The following is an 18603-nucleotide window of genomic DNA, read 5'->3' as shown; positions in this document are numbered from 1 at the left end:
AATGTGCAAATGTGCGGATGCGAGAATGTGCGAAGGATAGATATATAAGTCCAGGGAGTAAGGCCTAAAACCTTATACCTCATACCTCATACCTAATACCTGATACCTGATACCTGATACCTGAAACCTGGCACCTGACACCCAAAAGCTGATAGCTGACAGCTAATAGCTGATAGCTATTTCTTACCTTTCCGGCCTTAAAACCCTCTTTATGAACATTTCGATTGCGGATTCTTACGAAGCATTATCAAGAGAAGTTGCCGATGAGGTGATCAGTCATCTTAACAAATCTGATCATCCATTGTTTTGCCCTGCGTCCGGCGATACACCAACAGGTCTGTATAAGGAGCTTGTTAAAAGGCATCAACAACAGATCATCAATGCAGGCGACTGGTACTACGTTGGATTAGATGAATGGGGTGGCATGAACGGAGAAGATGAAGGGAGTTGTCGCAATTACCTCGATAGGCATTTATTTACACCACTTGAAATAAAAGAAGATCATATCGGTTTTTTTGATGGAAGAGCCGCAGACCAGGAAAATGAATGCCACCGGGTTGAACAATTTATCAATGCAAATAAAGGTATCGATGTAATTGTTCTGGGCCTCGGTTTGAATGGCCACATAGGCATGAATGAACCAGGAACTTCTCCACTCCTTCATTCTCACATCTCAGAGCTGGCACCTGTCACAAAAGAGGTGGGACAGAAATATTTCAAGTCACAAACAACGCTTTCTCACGGGTTAACACTTGGCATTGCGTCCATCATGAAAGCCAGGCATGTGATACTTATGGTTAATGGAGAGAAGAAAGCATCGATCGTAAAAAAAGTGATTGAAGGAGAAATAAGCACTGATGTTCCGGCAAGCCTGCTCCGTAAACATAACAGCTTTAGTCTTTTTATGGATAAGGCTGCTGCCGCTAAAATAACGTTTATGTAAAAAAGGGTTAGGATTGGTCCATTTTCTAGTATCCACTTGTTCTATTTAAGGTAAGAGCGTTATAAAAGTGTCCAACTATTCATAACGCTCTTTGTAATTCAGTTTACAGTTTTTCTTTCTTGAAAACGGTCACTTCACCTTCTACAGAAATATTCAATATAACTTTTACAGTGCCATTGTTTGCAGCCACATAATAACTTGTTCCTTTATCTGTATAAGTAAACTCTACAGCGTCAGTAATTGTATAGTCAGCGTATTTTTGATCAATCACATTCAGCGAGGCAAGAGGCAAACGATCTTTATCAACACTTCTGCCCATTCCTATCAAGTCGCCATCCTGGGTATAATAAGCTTCAATCTTTGTATCGTGCCATGTAAAGTTGGCTTTTACAAATTCTTTCTTAACAGTCCATTTAACATTTTCAGCTTTAGGGAAGTTCTTATTAAGGCTCTTAGTGATGTTAAAGCTTACTTCATTTTCTGCTGCGAATGAAGTGGCAGCAACAGTAAGAATAAATGCGAAGGTTAACATTAGGTGTTTCATAAATTAAGTTTAAAGATTGTCAGATGTTGTTTTTTGTTTGATGCATATAACAATTCCAAGTTGATGCCAATTGAAAAACGAGTCATAACAGATTGAAAATCAACATCAATAAAAAATGTCATTTTTTAAAAGCGTTCGATACCGAACATTTTTTTGTTCGATAATGAAACAAGCGAACACTTTATGATGACATTTTTTTATAAACACAGATCAATCACGTTGCAAACCATTTATTCCTTTAACGAATTTGATTTTGAAACACACGTTAGATTTATTACTTTGTTATATCCGTCCATTATTAAGTACCGCTCATAATATTTAACCTTCATAAAACTTAAAAATGAAAGCTCAGATCATTCCTCTTGCAATCGCATTGTTACTAACAACATCATGCACCAGTAATCAATCTTCTTCTACACAAAAAGACACCACGGCGGCAACTTCTAATGCAACAGACAATAAAGAGGCTATGGAAGAAAAAAATAAAGCAACTGCACTTGCCAGCATTCAGGGTTTTAATACACATTCTGTTGATCAGATATTTAAAGATGCTGCACCTGATATGATTGACTATGGTGATGGCACTGACGCTGGTTTGAAAGGCAGGGATTCTATTAAGGCTTTAATGAAAGATTTTTTCACATCATTTCCTGACATGAAGGGCGAAAATCTGCTGGCTTTAGCTGATGGCAATAAAGTGGTGGTATTTGGGGACTGGAGCGGCACTTTCAAGGGTGAATTCATGGGTAAAAAACCGACAGGTAAATCATTCAAATTTAAGGATGCAGATTTGTATACGTTCAATGATGCCGGACAAATAATTGAACACCGCGGCGTGCAAAATATGTCTGTATTCTGGGCTCAGGTAGGAGCAAAATAATTGTACGATGTTAGGTGCCAGCCCGTACCGACGGCACGTTCGCGATGCTGGATGTGAAGCAGATGTCTGATTTAATGATTTATTGATCGCAGATATTGTCTTCACCAGTACTAATACCAATTGTGAGAATGATCAGCTGATAGTTCATAGCTAAAAGCTGACAGCTCACTCCCTCGCTCTTTCTCAACCTTTCATAAATTCACAAAAATGAAAAAGTTCATTCCTCTGGCGCTAATCGCGCTGTTAGCAACATCCTGCGGCAACAATCCGTCCTCGACAAAGATGAAAGACACGGCCATGTCGACAAATCCGGCGATGGAATCAAAGACAAGTATGACCGAAAAAAACAAGGCAGCTGCACTCGCTTCTATCCAGGCATTTAACAATCACAACGCTGATGATGTTCTGAAAGATGCAACAGCGGATGCCATAGATTACGGCGATGGCAGCATGCCGCCTACAAAAGGAAAAGACAGCATTAAGGCCGGAATTCAAACATTCCTGAAATCATTCCCCGATGTTAAAGGTGAAAACCTTATGACTTTTGCTGAAGGCGATCAGGTAGTGATTATCGGCGACTGGAGCGGTACTTTTAAAAATGATTTTATGGGCATGAAAGCCAACGGTAAATCATACAAGTATAAAGACGCAGACATTTTCACATTTAACAGTTCCGGCCAGATGACCGAACACCGCTCAATTCAATCCGGGCTCACAATGTGGTCACAGCTTGGAGTTAAAATGAAATAGTAGCTTAAAGCTTAAAGCCTAAAGCGCAAAGCCTAATACCGATGTCAACGCGCAACCGGTGTTAGGCTTTTTTAATTGAAAATGGAGAATTCCTGCCCGACTGCGTCAATCAGGCGGGGGCAATTGAAAATGGTAACCGGCAATGTCTGATTTCTGATTTGAGGATGGCTGATTTGCTTTGAAAATGACTATCCAGAATTCGGTTTGACGCATATAAAAATTTGCACATTCGCATATTTACTCATTCGCACATTCATTTTCAATTGTCAATTGTCAATTTTCAATTAATTGATACTGAGTTAAAAACTAACAATCAGTAACTTTCTTCTTTCAAAACCCGTTTAAAGCCATTACTTTTGCCGCCAAATTTTTCGCTCCAATGAAATTCGAACTGAACAGTGCTGATAGCGCACTCATCAAAGAACATTTCGCCAGGATTGTAGATAGCAGTTATAAAATGCTGGGATATCCGACATCCAGGGATTTTGACTATAGTGAGTTGAATGAGATCATGCGTTATCCGTTGAATAATGTCGGCGACCCTCGTGTGGAATCAACCAGCATACTCAGCACTAAAAAGGAAGAAAATGAAGTGATCGATTTTTTTGCCAATCTTTTCCGCGCGCCACAACACAATTACTGGGGTTATGTTACCAACGGCGGAACTGAAGGCAATTTGTATGCCCTGTACCTCGCACGCGAATTGTATCCCAATGCAATGGTGTATCATTCAGAAGCCACACACTATAGCGTCCAAAAGAATCTGCATTTGCTGAAAATGGACAGGATAGTGATCCGCTCTCAGCCTTCAGGGGAAATGAACTATGAGGATCTTGAAGAGATCCTTTCGCAACACCGCCACCGGCCAGCCATTGTATTTGCCAACATAGGCACTACAATGACAGAAGCAAAAGATAATGTAGCCATCATTAAGTCCGTTGTAAAAAAGATGGCTATCCGTCAATATTATATTCATAGCGATGCCGCACTCGCCGGCGTTTATACAGCTTTACTTGAACCACATCATCCGTTCGATTTTGTTGATGGCGCGGATAGTATTGCGATAAGTGGTCATAAATTTATCGGTGCTCCTATTCCATGCGGACTTGTGATTGTAAAGAAAAATTATAAAGATAGAATTGGCCAGATGGTTCCATACATTGGCTCGCTTGATACGACAATCACCGGTTCACGCAATGGGCACACGCCCTGGTTTTTGTGGTATGCTATCAAGAAATGGGGCATTGAAGGATTCAGATACCGGGCGCAAGAGTCACTTGATCTTGCAGCTTATACCGAAAAAAAATTACAGGAAACCGGCTGGCCCGCATGGCGAAATCCAAACGCTATAACAGTCGTACTAAAAAAGCCACACGAAGACATCATTGCCAAATGGCAACTGGCATCTGAAGAAGATATTGCTCACATCATCTGCATGCCCGGCGTTAAGCAGGAACAGATAGATGCGTTTTTAGAGGATTTGAAGATGTATCATAAACATGAATTAAGCTTAAAGCCCAAAGCTGAAAGCTGAAAACTAATGCAGACGGTAGCTGCAAGTCAATGGTCAATAGTGAATAGTGAAGGGTTTTTGGCAGGTTTTTTTTTGGATGCAACTTTAGTCTTTCAAGCGTTTTAAGTGTACTAGTGAATAGTCAATAGTGAATAGTGAAGGATTTTTGGCAGGCGCCTTTTTGGGATACACGCTAAGTTTTCCGTCAATAAGGATGAAACGCAATATCTATCGATACACTGCTTTCGGCTTTGCGATTTAAGCCTTATTGCCGACTGCAACTTGTCGAAGATTCGGCCCACCCTCCGTGCAACTCCGTGTCTTCTCCGTGCTCCTCTGTGTAACCATAATTCTTCCTGTACAACTGCAATCACGATTTGAACTTCCAAACCTTCGCTCCGATAAACGTACAACGTAAAACTTACAACCAGCCCTAAGCCTCAGACCTCCTTCCTCGACTCCCTTATCATCGTTCCGTAATCATACTTTTTCGCCATGGCAGAAACAGTCAGGGCAATACGTTTTGTGCGCGTCTGTTCTGTCTTTGCTTCATTGATCCATTTGATGAAATATCCCTGGTGCGATTTTGCCAGCGTCTGAAACTGATCAAAAGTCCCCGGCTCATCGTTAAAGCATTCCATTAAATCATCCGGTACAATCATTATCACTTTATCCACTTCCAGCTTCACCATAACGGAGGCGCCTTTGCGTTTTCCAATACCCTTTCTCATATCAGCATTGATCGCCATAATAAAATCACCGCCGCCCATAGGCAGTAGCGCAACGCCTTTAATTGTATAATTATCCAGTTTCCCCTTTACGCGAAAACTTTTTTTATTGTCAGGCTTTAGTTGCAAGGCAATTTCTGCAGGCACATTAATATAGCTCCAGCCTGTTTTTTCGCCTTGCGCTGCAAATTGTTCTATTACTGCTTTAAACTGTACCATCCCTCAAAAATATCTCTTTACTCAAATTCCCGCAACAGGAGAATCAGCAATAAGTAAGTCCGGTCGCGGTTATATCATCAACTTTCACAGTCGGGTCAACATACGTCTTCTTACTTCATTGCTTAATGTTTAAATTAGCTACAGGTTTAAAAGCAAATACCATGTCACTAATTATAACCGATAGCCATGTAACCAATATTTGTGCAACCTGCGGCACACGTTATACTAAGGAGAAAACACCTGTAGACAGTTGCCTTATTTGTAATGATGAACGGCAATATGTTGGAGACGAAGGACAGGCCTGGACGAGCTATGATGCCATTGCCAGGAACAGGGGCATCCGCTTTTCGCAATTGCAGAAGAATTTGTACGACCTGAGACTATTTCCAAATTTCGCCATAGGGCAAAAAGCTCATTTTGTAGTTTCACCCGGCGGCAATGTATTGTGGGACTGCCTGCCCTTTGTGGATGAACAAACCGTATCATTTATTGAGTCCAAAGGCGGTCTTAAAGCCATTACTATTTCACATCCGCATTATTATAGCCTGATGGTTGAATGGGCACGGATCTTTAACTGCCAAATTTATCTGCACGAGAATGACAGCCAGTGGATCATGGAACAGGATGATTCTATCGAAACATTTGACGGCAAAGAAAAGCTGTTATGGGATGATATAAAGATCATTCACGTAGGCGGCCATTATGCCGGAAGCACTGTATTACTGTTACCTCATCATGGTAGTGATGGCACATTATTGACCGGCGACAGCATTTATGTTTGTCGCGACCGCAAACAATTAAGCTTCATGTACAGCTACCCCAACATGTTGCCACTTCGCGAGAAAGATATTCTATATATCAACGAACAGGTAAAAGATCTTCCCTTTGATGAAATTCATGGTGCATTTGAATGGATGAATATTCCGACAGATGCGAAAGAAAAGTTTGATTACTCGGTGAAGAGGTATTTGAAGATTTTTGAGTAGGACAAGCTTAAAGCGTAAAGCCTAAAGCGTAAAGCTATAATGATCATGCATGTTTCAGGTGTCCTACACTTTTGAAGTGTAGGACACCTGAAAACCAGTTCCATCATCAGCATTGAAAGAGGTTGAACAAAGGTTTGTAATTGTCCTACACTTTTGAAGTGTAGGGCAATTACAAAACTTGCAAAAAAGCCCGGAACAATTTGCTCCGGGCTTTTTATATCGTTTCAAAAATGATTATTTATTCATCAACTCCAGTGAAGAAAGTGCAAGCATGTTATTTCCGCCGCTTGCGTCTTTTGCTTTGCTTACAACATATACTGTGTGTTTTTTACCATCTGTAACAGGCTCTACTTTTGCTGATACAACCTGGGATTTTGGTTTCTTGCTCTCATCTTTTCCGGCAGCTCCATTAAAGGTTAATTCGCCTAATTTCTTTCCGTCAGGTGCATCCAGGTGCAATTCAAATGTGAACGCGCCAACCGGCTGAGTTAACCAGCCCAATGTTAATGCAGCCTGCTTAATTCCTGTCAGATCTATATCTTCAACAGCAAACCATCCAGTTGTTTTTGGAACCAACATATAGGCTGTCCCGTTGAAAAAGTTTTTAGAGAAGTCCTGCATTTTCTGGATGCGGCCAAAAGTCATTTTGCTGTTGCGAAGTTCCGTTGTCGCGCTGCCACTTAAAGGTTTAATGTTAGCCCCGCCTTTGTCAGTATAAGTAGCAGAAATATACAGTATGCCGCGATCCTTCAATGGTTGATTCATTGTTGGAGAAACAGAACCGCTTGCAGGCAATGATTTTACATTCTTATTAGCTTCCAGTGAAAGGATCCACGAAACAATTTGTTTCAGGTCCCCTTCTTTAATATCAGGATGTGCAGACATGGCAGTTTCGCCCCAAACACCGCCGCCACCTTTAGTTATCTTATTGGTGAGATATGCCATTGCATTCGGATTCTTTGCATATTTCTGGGAAACAGCTGTAAATGCTGGTCCGATTGATTTTTCATCTACCTTATGACAAGCTTTACAATCAAAAGAAAGCATCAGGTTCTTGCCATTAGCTGCGGCACTCATTACCTGGTGTCCCTGCGGCATGGCTGCTTTATCAGACCCTTCAATATAGTTTGCAGTCACAACAAGATCAGCCGGATCTTTCACTTTTGCTGTATCGTCTTTGTCTTCAATTGCAACAGCATATTTTACTGGCGTGCCGGGAAAATAGAATGTTTGATTACCTTCTACGGCCACATTAACAGTCGGCGCTTCATTACCTGCATATACATTTACAATATCGCTTTTTGACGTTGCGTTTTTATCATCTTTCACATCAACAGAAATATTGTAATCACCGGCTTTATTGAACGTGTATTTTAAAGAAGGTTCTTTTGTTTCCTTTGTTGTGCCGTCACCAAGCGTCCATATATAAGTAAGTGCATCGCGCTCTGGGTCTTTTGCTTCAACAGCAATATTTACAGTTAAAGGAAGTGTTCCTGACGTTTTATCAACAGTAATGCCTGCAATTTTTGGCGCGCGGTTACCACCGTTGTAGTCGATACGAACCAGGCCAGCATCCGCATTCTTTGTAAACCACCCGTTACCATATTCAAGGATATACAATCTGCCGTCGGGGCCAAGGTCCATATCAATTGGCGCATTGAATTTCGTGTCGGGCATAAACGATTCCATCTTGTCAAAATCACCATTTGGTAACATGGTAACTGGTTTAATGAAGCCGCGGATCCATTCATAGAAGAAGAACTTACCGTTGTAATAATCAGGGAACCTTGTTTCCTTAGGATACAGGTCTGAATAATAAACCGGACCAGCCATTGCAGTTCTTCCGCCAGAACCAAGTGAAGGGAATTCTTTCGACTCACCATAAGGATACCAGATAAATGCCGGCTGTGCAGGAGGCAATTCTGTTAAACCTGTATTATTCTTTGAATTGTTGATCGGCTTTTTAGGATCAAATGCTGCACCTGTTGTACCTGTTGCATAATCGTATGCATGATAAGGATAGTTGTTCCCGATAAACAGTGGCCATCCAAAGTAACCGGCTTTCCTTGCCTGGTTAACTTCATCGTAACCACGTGGTCCGCGCGTATCCAGGCTGTCAGTATTCGCATCCGGACCTACTTCACCCCAGTACAAATAGTTATTTTTAGGATCCACAGAAATACGGTATGGATTACGATCACCCATTACATAAATTTCGGGACGTGCTTTCTTTTCATCTTTCGGGAAAAGGTTTCCTTCAGGAATGCTGTATGTACCATCTTCATTTACGATGATGCGTAATATTTTTCCGCGAAGGTCATTTGTATTGCCGGAGCTGCGACGAACGTCATATTGCTGATGGCCCGGTCTGTCGTCCAGCGGTGCATATCCATGGCTCACATATTTTTGATTAGGCTCATCAAACGGCGTTGAGTTATCTCCGGTGGAAACAAACAGTTCTCTGTTCTTACCAAAGGCGATGGAACCGCCTGTATGACAACAGATCTCTCTTTGAGAATAGAGCTGAAGGATCACTTTCTCCGATTTCGGATCGATTGTGTCGTTATTTAAGGTAAAACGTGATAACCTGTTTACAGAAGTATCTACCGGACTATAATATAAATAAATGAAGTGATTTTTTGCGAAATCAGGATCTTTTTGAATACCAAGCAAACCCTCTTCAGCATTTACACCTGGCGTATGAACAGTTTTATAATACACATTCAGGAAGCCCGCCTGTTTAACTGTTTTTGTGTCATTTTTATAAAGCAATACCTCTCCCCTGCGTTGAGAAACAAGGATGTCAAGATTAGGCAGCACGGTTAACTCGGTAGGCTCGAAAAATGTACCCTGAACCAGCTGCACTTTTGTAAACCTGTCTTCCTCCGGTACGCGCAAGCTCTTAGCTTTTGCATAATCAAGATTTTTGTTTTCACCGATGGCATATTTAATACCTGCCAAAATATGTTTCAGGTAATTGGGATCGCTGTAAGATTCGTCAGTATGGCCCAGCTCAGTATACCATGCACGGCCACCATCATAATCATGGTACCATGCCATGGGGTGATTGTCTCCGTTTGTACCTCCCTGGTAACTTTTCTCGTCAATCGCAAGCAATACATGTACATCGGGATTCAGCTTTTTGAAATTATACCATTCGTCCAACCTTTTCCATGTTGCCGGCAGGTGTTTGGTTGCCTCATTATTGGCATCAACCACTTTTATTACAGCTTCCTGTTGGGCAGGATGACTATCAAAATAACCGCCGACAAGTCTGCCGTACCAGCCCCAGTCATATTCGGCGTCAGAGGCAGCGTGAATCCCCACGTAACCGCCACCGGCCTGGATATACCTTTCGAAATCGGCTTCCTGGTAGCTAGTCAATAAATTTCCGGTGGTACTTAAAAACACAACAGCCGAATACTTTTTAAGTGTATCTTCTGTAAACATTTCGGCATCGGAAGTAGTGTCAACATCGAATTTATTTTCCGCAGCCAGTTGCTGAATGGCTTTAACACCGGCGGGAATGGAACTATGGTGAAACCCTGCAGTTTTTGTAAAAACAAGAATCCTGGGATTTCCCGACCTTTTCTGGCTACAGCCAAGCAACAAGGCACTTACCACTAAAATGGCAAAGCTAAATCGTAAAATGTTTTTCATTGATTGTTTTTGAGCGTATCAAATATAAATGTTAACAGAATGCAACCGATTGAAATTTTGCAAAAAATCGACCTTCCGCCGGTTTTTTAATGCAGAAATCCAAATGCAGCAGGCATTAAGGCTGTTTTGGTATAAAAACGAGGACTAAATATAGGTTTTCTTTTACGTTAAATCTATGTTGCCTTTTTTAAATATTTTGTTCGCTATAAGTTTAAGCTTACCTTCGCCTCGTTAATTTGAGTTTTACAGTATTTAGTAATTGATCGATCTTTCTGCTACGCATCTGCTACGCATTTCGCATTTAGCCATAAAGCCTTCTTTACGCCCTGTTTTTTCTCAGATATTAATTAAAAAGTTAATTATTTATCATGAACATTTATGTTTCAAACTTAAGCTTCAACGTTGAAGATGATGACTTAAGAGGTTTTTTCGAAGAGTATGGTGATGTTTCTTCTGCAAAAGTTATTATGGACAAATTTACTCAGCGCAGCCGTGGCTTCGGTTTCGTTGAAATGACTGATGACGCTGCAGCAGAAAAAGCTATCAAAGAATTGAATGGTGCGCACGTAGAAGGTCGCGCTATCAACGTTACAGTTGCTAAACCAAGAGAAGAAAAAAGCAACAACGGTGGCGGTGGCAACAGACGCTCTTACAGCAACAACGGCAGCAGATGGTAATCATCAACTGCAACAGTTGTCAAAAATAACCGGGAAGAGAGTTCAGCAATGAGCTCTCTTCTTATTTTAGCTATGAGCTGTCAGCTTTGAGCTATGAGCTGGGCGGGTATCAGGTATCAGGTTTCAGCAGGCGTAAGGTGTAAGGAATGAGGTCTAAGGTCTGAAGGACAGGCTTTGACAATTGCCGAATTAATTGACTTATTTGCCTTCGCCCTTTCAGGGGTTACTCGGCCTCGATTTTTGTCCACAGGGCGGTGCCCTGTGCTATTGCCACCGCCCCTTCAGATACTTATCGAAGTGACACTGAATTTATTTTTTATAACTGGGTAACGACGTCGGTGGTGAAAGCGTCTGTTCGATAAGGTTTTCATCGATTATCAACTCTCCCCTCCATTAGCATATTCGCACATTCTCATATTTGCACATTCTGTCTCTCCCATTTTCAATTGTCACTTTTCAATTTTCAATTACATTTCTCCATTCGCATATTCGCACATTCTCTAATTTGCACATCCCCCATTTTCAATTGTCAACTTTCAATTGTCAATTTCATTCTCCCATTTGCACATTCCCTCATTTGCACATTTTCAATTATATTTATTCCTTTCTTGCCAAAACAAAACAAACTTATATGCATCAATCCCGCAGAAATTTTTTGAAAACAAGCGCGCTGTTTGTTGCCGGAAGCAGCATGTTGTCCAACGAACTGTTTGCCGCTAAAAGCAAAAATGAATTATTAGGTGTTCAGTTGTATTCTGTAAGAGATGATATGAAGAAAGATCCATTGGCCACACTAAAAGCGCTGGCTGATATGGGTTATAAAAATGTTGAGCACGCTAATTACATCAACCGGAAATTTTATGGTTATTCAGCAACAGAATTTAAAAAAGTATTGAGCGATCTTGGCCTTTCCATGCCAAGCGGACATACTGTTATGGCCCGCAACCACTGGGACGAAAGTAAAAAAGACTTTACCGATGCATGGAAATACACTGTGGAAGATGCTGCAACTGTTGGCCAGCAAATCGTGATCAGTCCGTGGCTGGATGAAAGCTTGCGCAAAGACATCAACGATTTTAAACGCTATATGGAAGTGTTTAACAAGAGTGGTGAGCTTTGTAAAAAATCAGGAATGCGCTTCGGCTACCATAACCACGATTTTGAATTCAGCACACAACTTGGTGGTGAAAAACTGTTTGATCTGATCCTCCAAAATACAGATCCCAAACTGGTGGTTCAGCAGCTTGATATCGGTAATATGTATGGCGCTGGCGGAAGAGCATTGGACATCATGAAAAAATATCCCGGAAGATTTGAGTCAATGCACGTAAAAGACGAGATCAAAAGTGAGAAAGGTGAAATGGGCGGATATGAGAGCACTGTGCTTGGTAAAGGCGTTATTCCTGTAAAAGAGATTGTGGACCTTGGAAGAAAATCAGGTGGAACAACTCAATTCATCATTGAACAGGAATCTTACCAGGGAATGGCTCCGCTGGATACTGTAAAAGAAGATTTCAAAATAATGAAGAGCTGGGGTTACTAAACAATTCCAATAAAATAAAAATGCCGCATCATTTATCTGAGTGATGTGGCATTTTTTATTTTAGCCCATTCGCCAAAGGTTTCTTTTTACAAAGGGATTTGCCACATTTTCTCATCGTTTAACTCGTTATCCCGCATCAACCCATATCGCAAAGAAAAATTCGCACCTGCATACTGCACATGCCCGATCAACATAGCCCAATTTCCCCAATAATTGATCTGCATAAAAATAGAATAACTTCTATTAATAACCCGCTTTTAATGTCTAAAACTAAAATTAGAACACAAACGTTTGATAATTAATAATCAAACGTTTGCATTTTTATATTTAATATATAAATTATTTAATTAATTATAAATATAGTAATCCGAAACCCCAGGTTCACAGGCGGCTTCACCAATGATATCAGTTATAAAAAATTTTCGATGTCCGTTGTATGCACGTTCTCGTGGAAAAGAACAGTGATCAACAAGTCTCAGCAGCAACAGCTCAACGCGATTGGCGTAAACGTGCAGAATTTTGCACGCAACAGGTTGCCTATCCTTGATGAAGTAGACTCTTGGGCCGGCTTTGCTAATACTGCAAGCGGTCCAACCAATAATTTGCTTTTTAACGGAACCAACAATCCGTTTGTTGTTGAAAAAATCACCCGCTTTGCAGATACACCAAATGTTGTAATTGTAAGAATAACTGATAAGAACGGCCAGGTATTCAATCCCGCAAAAGGTGAGGTTGCAAAACGCCCGAATTCAGGTTTAAATCCAACGCCGCCTTTTTTACAAAACTTACAGGATTATGCACCGGATATCTACAAAGCACTGGATACAGCTATGTTCTTAAAATTCCCGCTGGTTCCATTTCCTATCGCATCATTGGGTAATGGATACAATGTGTATTATCGCATACCAACAAAATTTGTTCATATAGACAGTACAGCAACATGGGCTGCGAATGTTGGTGGCGGCTACTACCCAGGACAAAGCTGACCCACATTATCTTGGCTCTTTTAAAGATGACCGGGTATGATTTTTCCATAAGAATACCAATGCGTGTACAAGTACCCGGATCATACCTGATTGACCTGAAAATTTTAAACATTACGCATAGATAGCATTCACTGCTTCATTTTCAGTAAAGCTTATTATCTTAACCAAAACTGCATCTTTACGGCGACGTCCGAAAGATGCAGTTCTTTTTAGCATGAACAAATATGAAAAGAACTCTTTTACTCGCCTTGCTTTTTGCGTCAGTTATCCATGCAGATAAACTGAAGGCCCAATCCTGCCCAAAATGAAGACCATATGTTGGCGCTAAATTTCAAACGAGCGCAACTGCCGATCTGTTGATGGCAGATGTAATGACACCAGCGGAAGGCAACGCGCCTTATACATACACATGCGCGGTACAGTTTGGTATCGGCAAAAGCGGCGGCAACTGTGGCTTGCAAAACAAAAATGGAAAAGGTGAGCATAGTATTCCCTTGAACAACATTTTTTCTATTTTGGATTTTCCGAATAAAGTGCAAATCCACGCTGTGTATAAAGATCCCATGACTTTTGATGGATTTGGTGGAGAAGGAATCGGCCAGCATTCATATTGTGATTTTGGCTGGGTGCCAGGACAATGGTATACAAATGTTGTCCGTAGGTGGTATACAGGCGGAGACAAAACACAAGTAGGATACTTTATTTATGATCATACAAAAAAAGAATAGCATCATTCGGCTTCGTTCAAACACTATATAGCTATCGTGAAGTCAGGGGTTCATTTTTAAAACACACGCCCGCTTCCAGAATTCCTGTAGGAAGTGACAAACAAATTTTTTCCGAAAAAAAATTTGCGATATTATTAAGTCCAAAATGCTTTAAGTAGTAAACCAACGGATATGGCAGAATTATAGAGCGAGAAAAAATAATAGGTTTATTAAATTGTTTATTGTTAGCCTCTTGACTCATCAGCAATATAATCCCTCTTTTCGATGGTATATTTATATGTTCACCAAATATTAAATACGACCAACGTCCCTTTAAAATTCTGGAAGCTAAGCTCCCAAATGCTGGTGCCGTGATGTAAAAGGTCCCTGTATTTTTCATGATAGACAAGCAGTCTGATATAAATACATTAGGTATAAGTATATGTTCTATAACTGTGATTGAGAATACTAAATCAAATTTTGATCTAAAAATAGATCCAAATCCTTTTTTATTTAAGTCTACTTGCAGCCACTCGAGATTTTTACAATCATCAAGAAATTTTGGTCTAGGATGAAAATCGATCGCTACTCCTTTCGATCTAGGAAATTTTTTTGACATTAATTTCGAGAGCTCTCCCCCTCCTGCACCAATATCTATCCATGTAAAATAATCTTTCGAAGTGTACTTCTTCTGGCTATAATTGAGCGCATTATTAATACATTGGTTAAACCACTTATCAAAAGAACTTTCCAGTCTCATCTTTTTAGTATTTGGATTTAGACCGTCACAAAAAGAAGCATATAGATTTGCGAGGGAAGTGGATGTTGGCAATGGATAAGTAAAACCTGACTTGCAATATTTGCATTTATAAAAATCGATTGGCCCATGTTGAGTAATGTATGGATGGTACTTATGTTTATAAAGCAGGAGTGTGTTGCTGCTACCGCAAAAGGTGCAATTAATTTTGTGTGTTGGCATTTATATAAATAATTTACTGATGTCAGCTACCAATTAAATAATCCACGAAGTACAATCACAATACATTATACCACTTTCCGGTTTCGATTAAATCAAAAATTACCAAGTACAGCATATACGAATACAAAAGTGCTTTTATATAATTATTTTTGTCATGGAGCATATAGATCAGACTGCTCCATATACCTATTCCCGCAAAATAAACATATCTATCAGCAATGAGACAGGTCTTTATTGCGGGAAAAATTGGCAATGTAAAAAAGACACTAGTAACGAAAAATAAAAAACAGCCCATCAACTTGATATCATCTGTAAAATAATATAACCCAACACAAAAAATTATTACCACGACTGCTGATGCGGTAGGCAGCATATTTTCTTGTCCAGTAATAAGACCAAGAGCCCATCCTCTATGAATGGGAATGATCAAGTAAAAAAAATAGTCAGCTAGACAACCGAAGCTAAAAACAATATTATCCACAAAATTAAAAGTTCCCTCTATTCTTAGCTGCTGCATATCTGGTTGAAAAATTGGGAACTGCAAAGTGACAATTCCGAAAATCAGAGAAAAACCAAAATAAGGAAGTAGAATTCTCATTGCAAAAAAACCTCTTTTTAAAAAGAAAATTTCAATAACTAGAAGTAATAAGGGGAGAACTACGCTTACTTCTTTTGATAAGAAAGCCAGAAAAAAAAACAAAAAACTGTAAACAAAACAACCGGAATTTGAGTGAATAGTGTATTGTAAATAAAACAAAACTGACAAAAGCATGAAAAAAGTAACCAATAACCACTTACTTGCCGATATCCAGGCCACTGCCTCTATTTGTAGAGGATGGAATAAAAATAAAAATGCGATCAAAAAAGATATATGTTTACATTGTTCTTTTCCACTAAAAAGGATTAAAATGATATTATAGAGAATTACAGTGTTAGCAGCATGTAATGCAACGGAATATAAATGGAAATAAAAGGCTTTTAAACCAAAAGCCTCCTTAATCAAAAATAAAATAAGCGTGTTCATTGGAGAGTATTGCCCCTTATATGAACTAAAAAAAACCTCTTTAAAGCGAAAGCTTTCCAATTGCGGATTGTCCACAACATACCAAATATCATCCGAATCTGGGATAAAACTAGTCGATAGTATTGGAAGGAATATTAACAAATAAAGTAAGATTGCTAAGTTAATGCAACTAAAATATTTCGAAATATTTTGATTATAAAAAGACATTTTTATTTTTTTATCTTTTCTAAAAATAAAACACCAAGATAGATAGATAGATAGATAGCCTGGCATCAGTGGCTTTGAGTTCTTAGGCGGAGTTCATAATCATTCAAGCACATTGTATTTTAAAACGCAATATGTGCCAGTTTTTGACATTACTGATTAAATACTTATGGAGGTAATATACATGATAACAAACCTACGAAACATCAATAAGACCTGCCGCTGCTATTCTAAGCACTCATCTATCGATTTCTACTACTATCGGGCATAAAATAGGATTTAGTCAAAGCATACAAAATAAATTAATCCCTATTTTAATCAAAATATAGCAGTATTGAAAGTGTAAGAATTTTTAAGGAGTTAGTCCGAAAATCTTGCACAGAATTACTTAAATCAGCACAGCCCGAGATAAGGGCGGACACTTCAGCGCAGGTCTTATCTGTTTAATTTTCGAAAATAACCTTACAATAATAACGATAAACAGTATTAATCACCGACCCCGATTGTAAAGTAATGTAGTTGCCTTAAGGCAAAGGTTCTATTGAAGTACCGGGCGGCAAAATCACTGCAGACAATGCTACAGGGCAACCACTCTGCATATTAGCAGTAACAACATAGATGTTTGATTGATAACCACTACTTGTTGAAGAATACCCAGCGGTGGCACCGACTGATGTGTTACTTGTTCCAATAGTCGTATTATACCCTCCGTTAATAGTTGAAGACGTACTGAAATCCCCTTGAAGGTAAAACCTCACAGTACTTACACCTTGAAAATTACTTCCTTGCTCCAAACTTCCAACTTGAGAGATCGTGCCATGCGATCCGCTTATTGCAAATGCTGAAGCCTGTATTGATCCACTTGAGTTGCTACCAGTTTGAAGCAAAATACCATTACCAGCACCCGTCATGACTCCGGACGTCGAGCAGTATTTTAACGTAGTTACATACTGTAAAGAGTTCTCCAGCACTCTATCATTTTCATGTGTATTTTCCGACTTCGAGGCCTGTATAAGACTATCCCTTACCAGTTTTTCATATTTATTAAGCACCAGATAAAACTCTTTTCCACTCAGCTTATTAGAATTGAGTATGCTGCGGTAATATTCTAGATTCCCGTTACTATTCAAACCTTCAAATAAGTCTTTGTTGTCTCTTTTTGAACAAGCAAAAAATAAAATAAATCCAGAAATCATAGAAACTGTTAGAACGACGATTTTTGTCCTTTTCATTCGTTTTTGTTTTTATTATTGTATGGGTTGACTAAATACTTATCCTTTACTAATTCAGATGAATCTTTACTTATTTCATCGATGATATAACTAGGATGTTTTTTGCTTTGAATAAAAAGTTTCCCAATATATTCGCCGATTATCCCTAATACTATTAGCTGAACGCCGGATAGTAATAATATACTCGCAATAACAGACGCCCATCCCGGCATTACTGACTTCAAAAAAATGGTCGCATACAACGCATAAAGACAATAAATAAAAGCGAAAAAGGCGAAAATAAATCCCATAAAAAGGGATAATCTCAAAGGCGTGATTCCTCCAGAAGTTAGTCCTATACTTGCCAATTCAAGCATTTTTTTTAGTGTAAATTTAGATTGCCCAAAAGCTCTCTTTTGCAGCTGATATTTGACATAAGATTGCCTAAATCCCATCCACTGAATGGTGCCTCTAATAAATAAATTTTGTCCGCTTATTTCTTTTAGAATATTTACAACTTGCCGATCCATAAGTCGAAAATCAGAAACATTCCAATTGAGCGTCTGAGATTTATTTAGGTATTTATATATTAGATAAAAAAATTGAGAAAGAATACCTTTTATTATACCTTGATTTGAATTTGATACTCTTTCTGCGTTAACTATCTTGTACCCTTCTTTCCATTTCTGAATTAAGTTATTGATCACATGTGGGGGCTGCTGCAAATCGCCGTCGATCGTAATTACACAATCACCTTTTGCAATGTCAATTCCTGCTTTTAAAGCATTTTGATGCCCAAAACATCGAGATAGTTTTATACCTTTTACTTTTTTATCAAAATGGATACAACCCATTATTCGCCCCCAAGTGTTATCAGAACTACCGTCGTCTATAAAAATAATTTCATAGGTAGATGATAGTAATTCTTCAGAAAGAGCACTATACATTAGATCAACATTATCTTCCTCATTTAAAAAAGGAACAACAACCGATATGAGAGATTGAAACTCTAATTTACTTTTCAAATTATATGGGCTTTAGGGGTGATG

Annotated in this window: 15 protein-coding genes and 1 pseudogene; 9 read left to right on the top strand and 7 right to left on the bottom strand. The window is 39.3% G+C overall.

Translation table 11 applies throughout. The features are described from left to right. The first annotated feature begins 211 nt into the window (after nucleotides 1–211). A complete protein-coding gene (locus tag QTN47_RS03735; protein WP_369327980.1) occupies nucleotides 212–943 on the top strand; it encodes a glucosamine-6-phosphate deaminase in 732 nt (243 codons plus the stop codon). A gap of 103 nt (nucleotides 944–1046) precedes the next feature. Here the strand turns inward: QTN47_RS03735 and QTN47_RS03730 are convergent, their stop codons facing one another. Beyond that, nucleotides 1047–1487, bottom strand: coding sequence for a hypothetical protein (locus QTN47_RS03730; RefSeq protein ID WP_369327979.1), 441 nt, complete (start codon nucleotides 1485–1487; stop codon nucleotides 1047–1049). 340 nt (nucleotides 1488–1827) lie between these two features. Here QTN47_RS03730 and QTN47_RS03725 point away from each other — a divergent pair, with 340 nt between their 5' ends. From QTN47_RS03725 to QTN47_RS03715, 3 genes are all read left to right on the top strand, one after another. After that, complete coding sequence (locus tag QTN47_RS03725) at nucleotides 1828–2367, top strand: ester cyclase (RefSeq protein ID WP_369327978.1); 540 nt, start codon at nucleotides 1828–1830, stop codon at nucleotides 2365–2367. Nucleotides 2368–2574: 207 nt separating this feature from the next. Beyond that, entirely contained in the window at nucleotides 2575–3117 is a 543-nt protein-coding gene (locus QTN47_RS03720; RefSeq protein WP_369327977.1) for an ester cyclase, read from the top strand. Nucleotides 3118–3496: 379 nt separating this feature from the next. Then, nucleotides 3497–4651 (top strand): histidine decarboxylase, encoded by a 1155-nt coding sequence (locus QTN47_RS03715; protein WP_369327976.1) that lies wholly within the window; start codon nucleotides 3497–3499, stop codon nucleotides 4649–4651. A gap of 419 nt (nucleotides 4652–5070) precedes the next feature. Here the strand turns inward: QTN47_RS03715 and QTN47_RS03710 are convergent, their stop codons facing one another. Then, on the bottom strand, nucleotides 5071–5577 hold the full coding sequence (locus QTN47_RS03710) for a YdeI/OmpD-associated family protein (protein WP_369327975.1): 507 nt from the start codon (nucleotides 5575–5577) through the stop codon (nucleotides 5071–5073). Nucleotides 5578–5738: 161 nt separating this feature from the next. Between QTN47_RS03710 and QTN47_RS03705 the strand changes: the two genes are divergently transcribed. Then, complete coding sequence (locus QTN47_RS03705) at nucleotides 5739–6563, top strand: MBL fold metallo-hydrolase (RefSeq protein ID WP_369327974.1); 825 nt, start codon at nucleotides 5739–5741, stop codon at nucleotides 6561–6563. 234 nt (nucleotides 6564–6797) lie between these two features. Here QTN47_RS03705 and QTN47_RS03700 read toward each other — a convergent pair whose 3' ends face one another. Beyond that, a complete protein-coding gene (locus QTN47_RS03700; protein WP_369327973.1) occupies nucleotides 6798–10223 on the bottom strand; it encodes a ThuA domain-containing protein in 3426 nt (1141 codons plus the stop codon). 368 nt (nucleotides 10224–10591) lie between these two features. Between QTN47_RS03700 and rbp the strand changes: the two genes are divergently transcribed. From rbp to QTN47_RS03680, 4 genes and pseudogenes are all read left to right on the top strand, one after another. Continuing rightward, nucleotides 10592–10900, top strand: coding sequence for an RNA-binding regulator (gene rbp / locus QTN47_RS03695; RefSeq protein ID WP_369327972.1), 309 nt, complete (start codon nucleotides 10592–10594; stop codon nucleotides 10898–10900). A 631-nt stretch (nucleotides 10901–11531) separates the two neighbouring features. Then, complete coding sequence (locus QTN47_RS03690) at nucleotides 11532–12443, top strand: sugar phosphate isomerase/epimerase family protein (RefSeq protein WP_369327971.1); 912 nt, start codon at nucleotides 11532–11534, stop codon at nucleotides 12441–12443. A gap of 425 nt (nucleotides 12444–12868) precedes the next feature. Further along, nucleotides 12869–13429, top strand: coding sequence for a hypothetical protein (locus tag QTN47_RS03685; RefSeq protein WP_369327970.1), 561 nt, complete (start codon nucleotides 12869–12871; stop codon nucleotides 13427–13429). 335 nt (nucleotides 13430–13764) lie between these two features. Next, a pseudogene (locus QTN47_RS03680) lies at nucleotides 13765–14157 on the top strand (DUF3472 domain-containing protein); the annotation flags it as partial. Nucleotides 14158–14188: 31 nt separating this feature from the next. On the opposite strand, the gene QTN47_RS03675 reads toward QTN47_RS03680, so the two are convergent. The 4 genes from QTN47_RS03675 to QTN47_RS03660 all read right to left on the bottom strand — a co-directional run bounded on the left by QTN47_RS03675 (nucleotide 14189) and on the right by QTN47_RS03660 (nucleotide 18579). Further along, nucleotides 14189–15115 (bottom strand): class I SAM-dependent methyltransferase, encoded by a 927-nt coding sequence (locus QTN47_RS03675; RefSeq protein ID WP_369327968.1) that lies wholly within the window; start codon nucleotides 15113–15115, stop codon nucleotides 14189–14191. Nucleotides 15116–15170: 55 nt separating this feature from the next. Then, nucleotides 15171–16139 (bottom strand): hypothetical protein, encoded by a 969-nt coding sequence (locus QTN47_RS03670; RefSeq protein WP_369327967.1) that lies wholly within the window; start codon nucleotides 16137–16139, stop codon nucleotides 15171–15173. A gap of 728 nt (nucleotides 16140–16867) precedes the next feature. Next, nucleotides 16868–17575 (bottom strand): hypothetical protein, encoded by a 708-nt coding sequence (locus QTN47_RS03665; RefSeq protein WP_369327966.1) that lies wholly within the window; start codon nucleotides 17573–17575, stop codon nucleotides 16868–16870. Then, entirely contained in the window at nucleotides 17572–18579 is a 1008-nt protein-coding gene (locus QTN47_RS03660) for a glycosyltransferase family 2 protein (protein WP_369327965.1), read from the bottom strand. Before QTN47_RS03660 ends, QTN47_RS03665 begins: the two co-directional genes overlap by 4 nt. Between the last annotated feature and the right edge of the window lie 24 nt (nucleotides 18580–18603).

The sequence above is a fragment of the Danxiaibacter flavus genome (assembly GCF_041060425.1).
GTDB lineage: Bacteria > Bacteroidota > Bacteroidia > Chitinophagales > Chitinophagaceae > Danxiaibacter > Danxiaibacter flavus.
This window is presented reverse-complemented; position numbering and strand designations above follow the sequence as displayed.

Excerpts from the sequence above, each read along its gene's own strand:
- QTN47_RS03735 (WP_369327980.1), top strand. The coding sequence starts at position 212 with ATGAACATTTCGATTGCGGATTCTTACGAAGCATTATCAAGAGAAGTT.
- QTN47_RS03730 (WP_369327979.1), bottom strand. The coding sequence starts at position 1,487 with ATGAAACACCTAATGTTAACCTTCGCATTTATTCTTACTGTTGCTGCC.
- QTN47_RS03725 (WP_369327978.1), top strand. The coding sequence starts at position 1,828 with ATGAAAGCTCAGATCATTCCTCTTGCAATCGCATTGTTACTAACAACA.
- QTN47_RS03720 (WP_369327977.1), top strand. The coding sequence starts at position 2,575 with ATGAAAAAGTTCATTCCTCTGGCGCTAATCGCGCTGTTAGCAACATCC.
- QTN47_RS03715 (WP_369327976.1), top strand. The coding sequence starts at position 3,497 with ATGAAATTCGAACTGAACAGTGCTGATAGCGCACTCATCAAAGAACAT.
- QTN47_RS03710 (WP_369327975.1), bottom strand. The coding sequence starts at position 5,577 with ATGGTACAGTTTAAAGCAGTAATAGAACAATTTGCAGCGCAAGGCGAA.
- QTN47_RS03705 (WP_369327974.1), top strand. The coding sequence starts at position 5,739 with ATGTCACTAATTATAACCGATAGCCATGTAACCAATATTTGTGCAACC.
- QTN47_RS03700 (WP_369327973.1), bottom strand. The coding sequence starts at position 10,223 with ATGAAAAACATTTTACGATTTAGCTTTGCCATTTTAGTGGTAAGTGCC.
- rbp (WP_369327972.1), top strand. The coding sequence starts at position 10,592 with ATGAACATTTATGTTTCAAACTTAAGCTTCAACGTTGAAGATGATGAC.
- QTN47_RS03690 (WP_369327971.1), top strand. The coding sequence starts at position 11,532 with ATGCATCAATCCCGCAGAAATTTTTTGAAAACAAGCGCGCTGTTTGTT.
- QTN47_RS03685 (WP_369327970.1), top strand. The coding sequence starts at position 12,869 with ATGTCCGTTGTATGCACGTTCTCGTGGAAAAGAACAGTGATCAACAAG.
- QTN47_RS03675 (WP_369327968.1), bottom strand. The coding sequence starts at position 15,115 with ATGCCAACACACAAAATTAATTGCACCTTTTGCGGTAGCAGCAACACA.
- QTN47_RS03670 (WP_369327967.1), bottom strand. The coding sequence starts at position 16,139 with ATGAACACGCTTATTTTATTTTTGATTAAGGAGGCTTTTGGTTTAAAA.
- QTN47_RS03665 (WP_369327966.1), bottom strand. The coding sequence starts at position 17,575 with ATGAAAAGGACAAAAATCGTCGTTCTAACAGTTTCTATGATTTCTGGA.